Below are 12,286 nucleotides of genomic sequence, written 5' to 3'. Positions count from 1 at the left end.
ATAAGCATGGCGTTCAAATTCAAAACCTTTGCGGCAGTGGGTGCTCTGATTGGTTCTCTGGCACTTGCGGGTTGCGGTCAGGATGAAAAAGATCCGAATCATATTAAAGTCGGCGTAATCGTTGGCGCAGAGCAGCAAGTTGCCGAAGTGGCGCAGAAAGTCGCGAAAGAAAAATACGGTCTGGACGTGGAATTGGTGACCTTTAATGATTATGTTCTGCCTAATGAAGCGCTGAGCAAAGGGGATATCGATGCCAACGCCTTCCAGCACAAACCGTATCTGGATCAGCAAATCAAAGATCGCGGCTACAAACTGGTTTCTGTAGGTAAGACTTTTGTCTATCCCATTGCAGGATATTCCAAAAAAATCAAATCACTGGATGAGCTCCAGGACGGTTCCCAGGTCGCTGTGCCTAACGACCCGACCAACCTTGGTCGCTCCCTGCTGCTGCTGCAAAAAGTGGGGCTGATTAAACTGAAAGACGGCGTCGGTCTGCTTCCTACCTCGCTGGATATTGTGGAAAACCCGAAAAATCTGAAAATTGTTGAGCTGGAAGCGCCGCAGTTGCCGCGTTCGCTGGATGACGCGCAGATCGCGTTAGCGGTCATCAATACGACATACGCCAGCCAGATTGGCCTGACGCCAGCGAAAGACGGTATCTTCGTTGAAGATAAAGACTCTCCGTACGTTAACCTGATCGTGACGCGTGAAGACAATAAAGACGCCGAGAATGTGAAAAAATTCGTTCAGGCTTACCAGTCTGATGAAGTATACGAAGCCGCAAATAAAGTTTTTAATGGTGGAGCGGTGAAAGGCTGGTAAGTTTTAGGCTGATTCCACAATCTGTAATATTATTCAGGACGGGCTATTGCCCGTCTTGTCATTTATGCAAGCTCCTGATTCAATATCTGGCAATTAGAACATTCATTGAGGAAATATTATGCGTGCTTTACCGATCTGTTTATTGGCACTCATGCTGGGCGGTTGTTCCATGCTAAGCAGATCCCCTGTTGAACCCGTTCAAAGCACCGCAACCCCGCCAAAAGCGGAGCCGGAGAAACCTAAAGCGCCGCGTGCCGCTCCCGTCAGGATTTACACCAATGCTGAAGACTTAGTCGGCAAACCTTTCCGCGATCTTGGCGAGGTTAGCGGCGAATCCTGTCAGGCGACAAATCAAGACTCTCCGCCTAACATTCCAACTGCGCGCAAGCGTATGCAGATTAATGCATCTAAAATGAAAGCCAACGCCGTCCTGCTGCATAGCTGTGAAATTACCAGCGGCACGCCAGGCTGCTACCGTCAGGCGGTTTGTATCGGGTCTGCCCTGAATATTTCGGCGAAATGAGCAGCTTTCAGTTTGAACAAATCGGCGTTATTCGCTCCCCCTATAAAGAAAAATTCGCCGTTCCGCGCCAGCCCGGTCTGGTCAAAAGCGCCTGCGGCGAACTGCATCTGATAGCGCCTTACAACCAGGCCGATGCCGTTCGCGGGCTGGAAGCCTTCAGCCATTTGTGGGTGCTTTTCGTTTTTCATCAGACGATGGACGGCGGCTGGCGGCCAACAGTTCGTCCGCCCCGTCTTGGCGGTAACGCCAGAATGGGCGTTTTTGCCACGCGCTCCACGTTCCGCCCCAATCCGATTGGCATGTCGCTCGTTGCGCTAAAAGGTATCGAGTGCCGGAAAGAGAGCGTAATTCTGAAATTAGACAGCCTGGATCTGGTGGATGGCACGCCGGTGGTGGATATCAAACCGTATTTACCGTTTGCCGAAGCCTTACCGGACGCCGTCGCCAGCTATGCGCAACAGGCGCCGATGGCTGAAATGCCCGTGAGTTTTACCGCTGAGGTGGTTCAACAGCTCACGACGCTGGAAAGCCGTTATCCGCAGCTACGGACGTTTATTTGCGATGTGCTGGCGCAAGATCCTCGCCCGGCTTATCGTAAGGGTGAAGAAACGGGCAAAACCTATGCTGTCTGGCTGCATGATTTTAACGTGCGCTGGCGTGTGGTTAACACTGGATTTGAAGTGTTTGCGCTGGAACCACGGTAATTTCACGCCCTTCTCTTTTGACATCCCTTGCACACTGGTAAACTAAATCACTTTTTTTGTATCAGGCTCACATTGAGCCTGTTCGATCGTTCAACTGGAACCGTAACAACATGCGTACTAGCCAATACCTGCTCTCCACTCTGAAGGAGACACCTGCCGATGCCGAGGTTATCAGCCACCAGCTGATGCTGCGCGCCGGGATGATCCGCAAGCTCGCCTCCGGGTTATATACCTGGCTGCCGACTGGTCTGCGCGTCCTGAAAAAAGTCGAAAACATCGTGCGTGAAGAGATGAACAACGCCGGTGCTATCGAGGTGTCGATGCCAGTCGTTCAGCCAGCCGACCTGTGGCAAGAGAGTGGTCGTTGGGAACAGTACGGTCCGGAACTGCTGCGTTTTGTCGACCGTGGCGAGCGTCCGTTCGTACTCGGCCCGACCCACGAAGAAGTTATCACCGATCTGGTGCGTAATGAACTCAGCTCTTATAAGCAATTGCCGCTGAACTTCTTCCAAATCCAGACCAAATTCCGTGATGAAGTGCGTCCGCGCTTTGGCGTGATGCGTTCGCGCGAATTCCTGATGAAAGATGCTTATTCTTTCCACACCTCTCAGGAATCGTTGCAGGAAACCTATGACGCCATGTACGCCGCGTATAGCCGTATCTTCAGCCGTATGGGGCTGGATTTCCGCGCGGTACAGGCCGATACCGGTTCTATCGGCGGCAACGCCTCACATGAGTTCCAGGTGCTGGCGCAAAGCGGTGAAGACGATATCGTTTTCTCTGATGTTTCTGATTACGCGGCTAACATCGAACTGGCAGAAGCTATCGCGCCGCAAGCGCCGCGCGCAGCGGCGACGCAGGAAATGACTCTGGTCGATACGCCAAACGCCAAAACCATCGCGGAGCTGGTGGAACAGTTCAACCTGCCAATTGAAAAAACGGTAAAAACACTGCTGGTTAAAGCGGTGAAAGACAGCAAGTCTCCGCTGGTGGCTCTGCTGGTTCGCGGCGATCATGAACTGAATGAAGTTAAAGCGGAAAAACTACCGCACGTTGCCAGCCCGCTCACCTTCGCTACCGAAGAAGAGATTCGCGCCGTGATTAACGCCGGTCCGGGCTCCCTCGGCCCGGTCAATATGCCGATTCCGGTCATCATCGATCGTACCGTTGCCGCCATGAGCGATTTCGCCGCTGGCGCTAACATCGACGGTAAACACTACCTTGGCATTAACTGGGATCGTGATGTGGCGACGCCTATTGTTGCCGACATCCGTAACGTAGTCGCCGGCGATCCGAGTCCGGATGGTCAGGGAACGTTGCTTATCAAACGCGGTATCGAAGTGGGGCACATCTTCCAGTTGGGTACCAAGTATTCAGAAGCGCTGAAAGCCTCCGTTCAGGGTGAAGATGGTCGTAACCAGACTTTGACAATGGGCTGCTACGGTATTGGTGTAACACGCGTCGTTGCCGCGGCTATCGAGCAGAACTTTGACGAGCGCGGCATTGTATGGCCTGACGCCATTGCGCCTTTCCAGGTCGCTATTCTGCCGATGAATATGCACAAATCCTTCCGTGTGCAGGAGCTGGCGGAAAAGCTGTACAGCGAATTGCGCGCGCAGGGCATTGAAGTGCTGATGGACGACCGTAAAGAGCGCCCGGGCGTGATGTTTGCCGATATGGAACTGATTGGTATTCCACATACTATCGTGATTGGCGATCGTAACCTGGATAACGACGATATTGAGTATAAATACCGTCGTAGCGGTGAAAAATCGCTGATTAAAACCGGCGATATCGTTGACTATCTGGTCAAGGCCATTAAAGGCTAAACGGCATCTTGTTGGGATTGTCCGGCGCCATCCGGCAGATATGTAAAGGCCTCGCACCATGCGAGGCCTTTTATTAGTGAGTGCAATCTTTACCTGGCGCAAACTTCGCATTTTTATCGGCTATTAGCATTTTTACCGGCTCGCCCGTGTCCGGATTCGCGGCAAAAACAAAATGCCCTTCTACCGTCAGCAGCACCGGTTTTTCCGCTTCGCCTTTAGCCGCCAGATAGCCGCGCTCAAGCTGGGCGTTACTGGCGACAGGGAGCCGTTTTCCGGTCGCGCAATCGGTAAAGGTCGCCGCGTCGGCCATATATACATACATACCACGCAGCGGCATTGGCGTTACCGGCAGGCTGGCGGTAACAGGCTCAAGCGTATAATTAAGCGGCGAAGCCACCGGATTGCCTTCTCTGTCGAGCATCTCCAGCGCATCGCCTTTTGCGCGATAATACGATTTCTCGCCATTGCTGTCGGTTAACACCAGTTTATCCGCCGTCCGCGCCCAGGTACCGTATGACGCAAAAGAGGAAGGTTCTTCGCGAACGCCCTGATAGCGCTCGTTCATCACCCATGTGCCATCTTTTTCCAGAAACAGTGACGTTTCAATACCTTCACAATCCGCACAGGGCAGCACGCCGCGCCAGCTTTGCTGCATGGGTTTTAATTCCGCCGCCTGCGCAGGTTGCAGGGCGTCAACTTCCGCACGGTTATTACACCCTATCAATGCAAATAGCGTACAGGCTGCCGCTACTGACAATATTGCTGTTCTCACCATGAAATCCTTATGAAATTGCTATTCCTGCCCGTCAATCCAGTGGACGACGAACTTTACCGCGAAGCGCCTTTACAGAAGATTTTTGCGCCTTCGAGGACAAGCGGCGCTCTTTCGAGGCACGCGTCGGGCGAGTTGCGCGACGGCTTTTCTGCTCCGCGGTTAATTCTTTTATGACGGCAACCAGCCTGGCGATAGCCGCTTCCCGGTTGAGCTCCTGGCTCCGGTACTCCTGCGCCTTAATGATAATTACGCCATCATGGCTTATCAGATGGTGGCTGGCCGTCAGCAAACGCTGTTTATAATACTCTGGCAGGCCAGAGGCCCGAATGTCAAAGCGCAAATGAATCGCGCTAGAGGTCTTATTCACGTGCTGGCCACCCGCGCCCTGCGCGCGAATGGCCGTAATTTCCAGCTCATTATCGTCTATGGAGACCGTCCGGGAGATGGCAATCATGAGGGCTGTTGCCAGGTGGTAAGCTGTATTTCCAGATTATTCCGAGCATCAGAAAGCCAGATTGCGCCGTCCTGAATTGTCGCCTGTAGCGTCATGGTACGATCGGCAAATTCACTGAGCTGCGCCAGTTGTCCGTCATCCAGATACCAGACGGACAGGTTAGCGAACTGCGCACACTTGCTTTGATGCTGCTGCCACCAGATTTGCGCCGCCCGGGAGTTATAAGCAAAGAGCGCGACGTCGCCCGCTTGAGTACAGGCTTTCTTAATACGGCGCTCATCCGGCAGTCCCAGCTCTATCCAGAGATCGATGCCCAGATGATCGTTGCGCAGCCAGGCCTCCGGCTCATCTTCCGCGCTAAGTCCGCGCGTAAACTGCAACCGCTCATCAGCATATTTTATCCATGCCAACAGGCGCAGCATCATACGCTCCTGCGTTTCAGAAGGGTGACGCGCCAGCGTCAATGCCGCATCCAGAAACTGGTTGCGATCAAGGTCAGCCACATTGACGACGGCTTTATAAATTGTCGCTTTAAGCGCCATGAGAAACTCCTTTCGAATCAGGCATCCATTGTAGCGAAAACCGCGCTAAAAGGCTGTTAACGAATCTTTTACTCACTCGCGTCAGGCGCTGATATTGCGTAAATGAGTATGGTATAGTCACCTTGCTAAACAGGATTTAACTTCGTAGGCTTAGACTTGCATCCACGGTTAAGTCAGAATGCTGACAGGAGGGCGTGTGGAAAAATATTGTGAGTTAGTACGCAAGCGGTATGCGGAAATCGCCAGCGGAGACTTAGGGTATGTCCCGGATGCGCTGGGTTGTGTATTGAAAGTGCTTAATGAAGTGGCGGCAGATAGCGCCCTTTCAGAGTCGGTCAGGGAAAAGGCAGCTTATGCTGCCGCGAACTTACTGGTGAGCGATTATGTCAATGAATGAAACGTATCAACCCATTAATTGCGATGACTACGATAGTCTTGAGCTTGCCTGCATGCATCATTTAATACTGACGCTAACGTTAAAAGATGGCGAGATTTTGCAGGCAAAAGCGAACGATTTGATATTACGTAAAAACGTGGAATATCTGCTTGCCGAGGTTTCCGGCGAGTCTCGTGAGCTTCGTCTCGATAAAATCGCCAGTTTCAGCCACCCGGAAATTGGTACAGTGGTGGTCAGCGAATCCTGAATCCTGCGGCCGGATAAGGCATTTTCGCCGCTATCCGGCATTTTATGCTTCTTCTCGCCACAGTAACGCCACACCGTCTTCGTCATTCGCCAGCCCGTCATGGGTGACAAAGTACCCCGCCGCCGCAATCAGCGTATCGCCATAAAACAGCAGCGGCGTGGTATCGCGCCGCCAGGAAGGCACATTCAGCTCCTGCCAGATTTTCTTCAGCTTACGTCCGCCGTGACGTCCCACAATGTGTAGCCCCCCTGGCGCCTTAAAACGAATGCTGACGGATTCTTCCTCTCGCGGCTGGCGCAGTTCGCCGCCAGGAACGAGCTGTACCGTCCCTAAGCTGGCAGGCAGCGCCAGCGGTGTTTGCCAGACGGGCCAGGCGACCGTCGTTTCGCTTTGTCCGGCCACGGATTTAATCCACCACAGTTGTGACTGATAACGGCGAATCTCGCGATCGCCAAAACGTAAACAGGGAGAGGCATCGTCGCGCGCCAGCGCTACTTCCTGCCAGATACGCTCCAGCGCGTCGCGAGAGGGCATCGGCGCATTACGCGTCGCCAGCCAGCGACGCAGAATCGCCGCCCGCCGTACATCGCTCATCGACATTAATGGAGAGAGCCGCAATGTTCCCCGCGCCGTGATACAGTCCGTAAGCTCGCAGGCCAAAAGTTCGTCCAGCAGCCTTTCTTGCTCGGCGCAGAGCGCCGCGCTACGGGCTACCGCCGCAGAGAAATGCGGCCAACGCTGCTGCAAGAGCGGAAGCGCGCGCAGGCGTAAAAAATTGCGATCGTAGGCATCATCCTGATTGCTTTCATCTTCGATCCAGCATAAGTCATGACACACAGCCCACTGTTCCAGCGTCTCCCGCGTTTCTCTCAACAGCGGGCGAAGAAGCTGAGTTCCGGCAAAAGGCGAGCGTTCTCCCATCGCGGAAAGTCCGGCCGGACCGCTACCGCGCTTTAACGCCAGCAGGAATGTTTCACACTGATCGTCACGGTGCTGCGCGGTTGCCAGCACTTCGCCAGGCAATAACGTCTGTGCGAACGCCCGGTAGCGCGCTTCACGCGCATGGGCCTCGATACCCAGGCCATTATCCGCCAGAGTCACCCTCTCTACTACCAGCGGAACCTGCCAGCGTTCGCATACGGTTTCGCAATGCCGCACCCAACTATCAGCATGAGGGCTTAAACCGTGATGAATATGGATAGCACGCAGCGTGACGTCAGGATGACGTTCTCGCCACAACACCAGTTGATGCAAAAGCACCGTAGAATCCAGGCCGCCGCTAAAGGCGGCCAGAATACGGCGAGAAGAGAGTAACGAAGTATTCAGCGTGAGAGTGGTCATGGTTCGTGCTTATAGTGACTTTGCCCGGCAACGTTACCTGGCTAGCGCCTTAATGACAAGTCTTACTGCTCATACAGCTCAAGCGGCAAACCGTCCGGATCGTTGAAAAAAGTAAAGCGCTTCCCGGTATACGGATCGACGCGTATCGGTTCGCACTTAACCTGATGCTTTTCCAGATGCGCAACGGCGTTTTCTACATTTTCCACACTGAAAGCCAGATGGCGCAGGCCGCAGGCTTCAGGTCGGCTTGGACGCGCCGGAGGGAAGGGAAAAGAGAAAAGCTCAATCACATACTGCCCGTTTAGCGCCAAATCGCCCTTCCACGAGTCACGCTCTTCCCGCCAGGCTTCGCTTATCAGCTCGAATCCCAGAATATCGCAATAAAACGCCTTGCTCACCACATAGTCTGTCGCAATGATCGCGATGTGATGAACCTGTTTTAATCCCAGCATAGCGTCTCCTTTATTGATTATCAGTACGTTACTCGCCACATTCCCGTCAGGCAAGCTAACAGGCGTGTTTTAAGACTCGTACCTGGTACACCCCATCTTCATTCCGCTTCGCGCCGTGAATATCCGTTTCAAAACCGGGATAATGCTGACCAATCGAACATAGCATCAGCAGAAAATCGAGCACGGCCCGACTCTGTTGCGTGATCCTCTCGCCGGGCATCAACAGCGGAACGCCTGGCGGATAAGGCAGGATCATATTTGCGGAAACGCGCCCTGGCAGTTGATCGAGCGCCACGGTTTCCACCTCGCCTTTGATCTGACGCTGCCAGGCCTGGTGCGGTGTCATGATCATCTCCGGTAAAACCTCGAACGCCCGCAACATCAGCCCCGGAAGATCGTGCTGGCGGATCAGTTTATGGATCCCCTGCGCCAGATCCTGAATGCGCATGTTGCGATAAAAATCAGGATCTTCCGCATACAGATCCGGCAACATATTTTTGACGCGCAGGTTAAGATCGTAGGCCCGTTTAAATTCCGTCAGTCCGCGCAGCAGCCCCATCGCACGGGTCTTATCAATCCCTATGCTGAACAAAAACAGCAGATTATACGGCCCGGTTTTTTCCACCACCACGCCTCGCTCATCGAGGAACTTCGCCACCAGCGCGGCAGGTATCCCCTCTTCGCTCATGTTGCCCTGTTCATCCATTCCCGGCGTCAGGATTGTCACCTTAACCGGATCGAGGAACATATGATCGTCATCAGCATCGGTGAAGCCGTGCCATGTTTTTCCCGGCGCTACCGGCCAGCATTCGGCCTCATCAACCTCTCCCGGCTGCCAGATATCAAAGAACCAGCTATCGGACTCTTCACGTAACCGCTGTACCTCTTTACGAAAATGGAGCGCCCGTTCCACCGAACGATTAATCAATCTTTTCCCCGGGTTACCGCGCAGCATCGCCGCCGCAGTCTCGATAGAGGCGACAATGGGATAGCTCGGCGATGTAGAGGTGTGCATCATAAACGCTTCGTTAAACGTCTCTTCGTCATATTCCCCTTTGATATGAATAAGCGACGCCTGCGAAAAAGCCGCCAGCATTTTATGGGTGGATTGCGTTTCGAAAATCACTTTTCCGGGCACCCGATCGCCGCTCATCCCACTTTTCCCCTAGTAGATCGGATGAAAATGGGTATAGGGTACCCAGGCGGAATCAAAATGGATCGAGGGAACGTCCAGTATCTGCTTGATCCAGTTAGTGTTATACAGCAGACCATCGTAAGTAGAATTGGTGATAACCGCATGAACCGGCCACTGCGCCTGCTCGGTTTCCGCCACCTTACGCGCAATACTGTCACGGGTGAACTCACGCTTAGGAATACCGCCGAGAATGCCGAGCGCATTGCGCGTCGGCTTTAGCCAGAGAGGCACCACATCGCTCATCATCAGCAAATGCGCCAGCGATTTATGGCAATTACGGTCAATAAGCAACGTACTTCCCGCAGGCGCGGCATACATACCGACAATTTTATTCGAGGTCGACGTACCGTTCGTCACCATGTAACTCTGCTCGGCGCCAAAAGTACGGGCGATATACTCTTCCGCTTCCAGATGCGGCCCGGTGTGATCCAGCAGTGACCCCAGTTCAGTCACCGAAATCGACACATCAGCTTTTAAGGTATTGCCGCCAAAAAAGTCATAAAACAGACAGCCTGGCGGGCTTTTCTGATACGCCGTACCCGCCATATGACCCGGCGTACAAAAGGTATATTTTCCTTCTTTAGCGTAGGTAAACAGCGCTTTGGTAAACGGCGGCGTAATATTATCGAGATATTCGTTTGTATATTGATGAATGCGCGTCGCTATATCTTCGGCCTGCCCCAACGCATACTCAAAAAACCACAGCGCCATGCGCATATCGTAAACGCTAACGTCCAACGTCGAGTTGGTATTGATAAAAGCGTAGAGGGGAAGGTATTCATTTAGCTGATTGATTTCGCTACAAAGGTCGAGGCTGTATTCATCCCAGTCAAAAATAACGCCGCAAATGCGTGGGTTATGTTCAATAAACTTCAACAAATCAACGCTATTTTGCGGCCAGATAATTTGAAATCCCAGGGATTGTAATGCACGCTCAAGCTCCTTGATGGGTTCATCTTTATAATAAACCCCGTGCGGCCCCATAATGGCGATGATGTTCATGCTTTCTCCTGAAAAAAACCTGAGATAAGCATAGTAGCAATCCTGCCGATGCAGAGCACCGACAGGATTTATCTTATTACAATGCGCTCCATGCATCGGCCCAGGCAATTCCTACGCCGGGCTCATAGTAAGCTGGCGCAACATTACACCATGAGCCCGCCGGGAACGGTTTGCACTGGTACAACGCGCCATTACTGTTGACGATATCGCCTGGAATCCATTTCTGGCTGCTGCTCCAGGCAGGGTAGCTGGTGGTCTTATCTTCGTCATCCGCAGCGGCGGCCTTCGCTTTCACATTCAGCGTATAAACTGCGGTGCTGGAGAGCGTACCGTCGCTAACGGTCAGATTCACCACATACTGGGTGTCCTGAGTGACATCAGGCGCATTGAAAATCACAACGGCTTTATCCTGGCCGCTCAGCGTTTTGCCGTCCTGCGACATCCAGGTATAAGTAAGCTTGTCGCCATTCGCGTCGGTATAGGTTCCGCAGACCGCCGGGAATTTACCGATGGCCTTCAGGAAGTTGCTGTAGGTATATTCCGGCGCGCGCATCGGGAACAGATAATCCCAGTCGCTCTCTTTAAGCATACTTTCGACGCGTTTTACGTTTGCCGGGTTAGCGACGCGTCCCGGGGAAATCAGTTCCACTTCACTGTTCGGCAGCGTGGCAATAGACGACTTTACCGCGTTCATTAACGGGAAATTGGTCAGGGCTTTTTCTTTTGCCGCAAGTTCGCTGGCTTTCATGGTTGCCGGTTCGCTGGCGCTCAATAAAGAGGCCGCGTGTGCCCCAGCCATACTCAACACAATTCCGGCGGCGACCGCGCTTAAGGCCATTGTTTTCCGTAATGCCATCCTAATTCTCCTTGAATATCGTTAACAGACTGCCGGCGCAAATGCGGGCAGTAGGCGCAGTTTCAGGGGAGCGGTAGACGAACGCTAATCATCAAACATCAGCGTGACATCATTTCGGCATCAGCAGGCTATAAACGAAAAAAGGGCCGACAAAGCGGCCCTTTTGTGAAAAATGAGGAGCGACTAGGCGTAACCGTAGCTCATCAGACGCTGGTAACGACGGTTTTTCAGGTCGTCTTTACTCAGCACGTCCAGATCGGCCAGGTCTTCCAGCAGTTGTGCTTTCAGCGATGCCGCCATCACTTCCGGGTTGCGGTGCGCGCCGCCCAGCGGCTCCGGAATGATGGAGTCGATAAGCTTCAGTTCTTTCAGACGCGGCGCGATGATGCCCATCGCTTCAGCGGCCAATGGCGCTTTGTCGGCGCTTTTCCACAAAATGGAAGCGCAACCTTCCGGAGAGATAACGGAATAGGTGCTGTATTGCAGCATATTCACTTTATCGCCCACGCCAATCGCCAATGCGCCGCCGGAACCGCCTTCGCCAATCACGGTACAGATAATGGGCACGTTCAGACGCGACATTTCGCGCAGGTTGCGGGCGATAGCTTCAGACTGACCGCGCTCTTCCGCACCCACGCCTGGGTAAGCGCCTGGCGTATCGATAAAGGTGATGATCGGCATGTTGAAGCGCTCGGCCATCTCCATCAAACGCAGCGCTTTGCGGTAGCCTTCCGGCGCTGGCATCCCAAAGTTACGACGAATTTTTTCTTTGGTTTCACGGCCTTTTTGATGACCAATAATCATCACCGGTCGCCCTTCCAGACGCGCGATACCACCGACGATAGCTTTGTCATCAGCATAGGCGCGATCGCCCGCCAGCTCATCAAACTCATCAAACGCCAGACGGACATAATCCAGGGTGTACGGACGCTGCGGATGGCGCGCCAGTTGGGCTACCTGCCATGCGCCGAGATCGGCGAAGATTTTGCGCGTCAGTTCTACGCTTTTTTCGCGCAGGCGATGGACTTCTTCATCGATATTAATATCCAGTTTCTCATCCTGGCGGCTTACCGCAGTCAGAGAATCGATTTTCGCTTCCAGCTCTGCTATCGGCTGTTCAAAATCAAGGAAATTCAGACTCATAGTA

The 12,286-nt window shown here is 53.2% G+C and carries 13 protein-coding genes and 1 pseudogene; 6 read left to right on the top strand and 8 right to left on the bottom strand.

The window, feature by feature from the left end; translation table 11 throughout:
• Nucleotides 1-6: 6 nt before the first annotated feature.
• The 4 genes from metQ (at nucleotide 7) to proS (ending at nucleotide 3,878) form a co-directional block, all read left to right on the top strand.
• Entirely contained in the window at nucleotides 7-822 is an 816-nt protein-coding gene (gene metQ, locus ACE15A_RS05255; protein WP_000874218.1) for a methionine ABC transporter substrate-binding lipoprotein MetQ, read from the top strand.
• Between the two features lie 118 nt (nucleotides 823-940).
• A complete protein-coding gene (rcsF, locus tag ACE15A_RS05250) occupies nucleotides 941-1,345 on the top strand; it encodes an Rcs stress response system protein RcsF (RefSeq protein WP_001202315.1) in 405 nt (134 codons plus the stop codon).
• Nucleotides 1,342-2,049, top strand: a complete 708-nt coding sequence (gene tsaA / locus ACE15A_RS05245) for a tRNA (N6-threonylcarbamoyladenosine(37)-N6)-methyltransferase TrmO (RefSeq protein ID WP_053508715.1) — start codon at nucleotides 1,342-1,344, stop codon at nucleotides 2,047-2,049. The genes rcsF and tsaA overlap by 4 nt, the downstream gene beginning before the upstream one ends.
• 110 nt (nucleotides 2,050-2,159) lie before the next feature.
• Entirely contained in the window at nucleotides 2,160-3,878 is a 1,719-nt protein-coding gene (gene proS / locus ACE15A_RS05240; protein WP_053508717.1) for a proline--tRNA ligase, read from the top strand.
• A 73-nt stretch (nucleotides 3,879-3,951) separates the two neighbouring features.
• Here proS and nlpE read toward each other — a convergent pair whose 3' ends face one another.
• From nlpE to ACE15A_RS05225, 3 genes are read right to left on the bottom strand one after another with little or no spacing between them, the layout of a single operon-like run.
• Nucleotides 3,952-4,653 carry an envelope stress response activation lipoprotein NlpE gene (nlpE, locus tag ACE15A_RS05235; RefSeq protein ID WP_053508719.1) on the bottom strand — a complete coding sequence of 234 codons (702 nt, stop codon included), beginning with the start codon at nucleotides 4,651-4,653 and terminating at the stop codon, nucleotides 3,952-3,954.
• Nucleotides 4,654-4,684: 31 nt separating this feature from the next.
• A complete protein-coding gene (gene arfB / locus ACE15A_RS05230; protein WP_053508721.1) occupies nucleotides 4,685-5,107 on the bottom strand; it encodes an alternative ribosome rescue aminoacyl-tRNA hydrolase ArfB in 423 nt (140 codons plus the stop codon).
• The gene (locus tag ACE15A_RS05225) at nucleotides 5,104-5,649 is read right to left on the bottom strand and encodes a YaeQ family protein (protein WP_053508723.1); all 546 of its coding nucleotides are present in this window, start codon (nucleotides 5,647-5,649) and stop codon (nucleotides 5,104-5,106) included. The genes arfB and ACE15A_RS05225 overlap by 4 nt, the downstream gene beginning before the upstream one ends.
• 196 nt (nucleotides 5,650-5,845) lie before the next feature.
• Between ACE15A_RS05225 and ACE15A_RS05220 the strand changes: the two genes are divergently transcribed.
• Both ACE15A_RS05220 and rof read left to right on the top strand, forming a co-directional pair.
• A complete protein-coding gene (locus ACE15A_RS05220; RefSeq protein ID WP_001518678.1) occupies nucleotides 5,846-6,046 on the top strand; it encodes a YaeP family protein in 201 nt (66 codons plus the stop codon).
• Nucleotides 6,033-6,293, top strand: coding sequence for a Rho-binding antiterminator (gene rof / locus ACE15A_RS05215; RefSeq protein ID WP_000062326.1), 261 nt, complete (start codon nucleotides 6,033-6,035; stop codon nucleotides 6,291-6,293). The genes ACE15A_RS05220 and rof overlap by 14 nt, the downstream gene beginning before the upstream one ends.
• A 42-nt stretch (nucleotides 6,294-6,335) precedes the next feature.
• Here rof and tilS read toward each other — a convergent pair whose 3' ends face one another.
• From tilS to accA, 5 genes and pseudogenes are all read right to left on the bottom strand, one after another.
• Nucleotides 6,336-7,634, bottom strand: a complete 1,299-nt coding sequence (gene tilS, locus ACE15A_RS05210) for a tRNA lysidine(34) synthetase TilS (protein ID WP_053508725.1) — start codon at nucleotides 7,632-7,634, stop codon at nucleotides 6,336-6,338.
• Nucleotides 7,635-7,696: 62 nt separating this feature from the next.
• A complete protein-coding gene (locus ACE15A_RS05205) occupies nucleotides 7,697-8,086 on the bottom strand; it encodes a VOC family protein (RefSeq protein ID WP_053508727.1) in 390 nt (129 codons plus the stop codon).
• A 55-nt stretch (nucleotides 8,087-8,141) separates the two neighbouring features.
• Nucleotides 8,142-10,283 (bottom strand): annotated as a pseudogene (gene ldcC / locus ACE15A_RS05200) (lysine decarboxylase LdcC).
• Between the two features lie 76 nt (nucleotides 10,284-10,359).
• On the bottom strand, nucleotides 10,360-11,139 hold the full coding sequence (locus tag ACE15A_RS05195; RefSeq protein WP_053508729.1) for a hypothetical protein: 780 nt from the start codon (nucleotides 11,137-11,139) through the stop codon (nucleotides 10,360-10,362).
• Between the two features lie 183 nt (nucleotides 11,140-11,322).
• Nucleotides 11,323-12,282 (bottom strand): acetyl-CoA carboxylase carboxyl transferase subunit alpha, encoded by a 960-nt coding sequence (accA, locus tag ACE15A_RS05190; RefSeq protein WP_053508731.1) that lies wholly within the window; start codon nucleotides 12,280-12,282, stop codon nucleotides 11,323-11,325.
• Nucleotides 12,283-12,286 lie beyond the last annotated feature (4 nt).

It is taken from the genome of Salmonella sp. HY31 (genome assembly GCF_042604575.1).
GTDB classification, from domain to species: Bacteria; Pseudomonadota; Gammaproteobacteria; order Enterobacterales; family Enterobacteriaceae; genus Salmonella; species Salmonella diarizonae.
This window is presented reverse-complemented; position numbering and strand designations above follow the sequence as displayed.

Excerpts from the sequence above, each read along its gene's own strand:
- ACE15A_RS05225 (WP_053508723.1), bottom strand. The coding sequence starts at position 5,649 with ATGGCGCTTAAAGCGACAATTTATAAAGCCGTCGTCAATGTGGCTGAC.
- arfB (WP_053508721.1), bottom strand. The coding sequence starts at position 5,107 with ATGATTGCCATCTCCCGGACGGTCTCCATAGACGATAATGAGCTGGAA.
- proS (WP_053508717.1), top strand. The coding sequence starts at position 2,160 with ATGCGTACTAGCCAATACCTGCTCTCCACTCTGAAGGAGACACCTGCC.
- metQ (WP_000874218.1), top strand. The coding sequence starts at position 7 with ATGGCGTTCAAATTCAAAACCTTTGCGGCAGTGGGTGCTCTGATTGGT.
- tilS (WP_053508725.1), bottom strand. The coding sequence starts at position 7,634 with ATGACCACTCTCACGCTGAATACTTCGTTACTCTCTTCTCGCCGTATT.
- nlpE (WP_053508719.1), bottom strand. The coding sequence starts at position 4,653 with ATGGTGAGAACAGCAATATTGTCAGTAGCGGCAGCCTGTACGCTATTT.
- rof (WP_000062326.1), top strand. The coding sequence starts at position 6,033 with ATGTCAATGAATGAAACGTATCAACCCATTAATTGCGATGACTACGAT.
- ACE15A_RS05195 (WP_053508729.1), bottom strand. The coding sequence starts at position 11,139 with ATGGCATTACGGAAAACAATGGCCTTAAGCGCGGTCGCCGCCGGAATT.
- ACE15A_RS05205 (WP_053508727.1), bottom strand. The coding sequence starts at position 8,086 with ATGCTGGGATTAAAACAGGTTCATCACATCGCGATCATTGCGACAGAC.
- rcsF (WP_001202315.1), top strand. The coding sequence starts at position 941 with ATGCGTGCTTTACCGATCTGTTTATTGGCACTCATGCTGGGCGGTTGT.
- accA (WP_053508731.1), bottom strand. The coding sequence starts at position 12,282 with ATGAGTCTGAATTTCCTTGATTTTGAACAGCCGATAGCAGAGCTGGAA.
- tsaA (WP_053508715.1), top strand. The coding sequence starts at position 1,342 with ATGAGCAGCTTTCAGTTTGAACAAATCGGCGTTATTCGCTCCCCCTAT.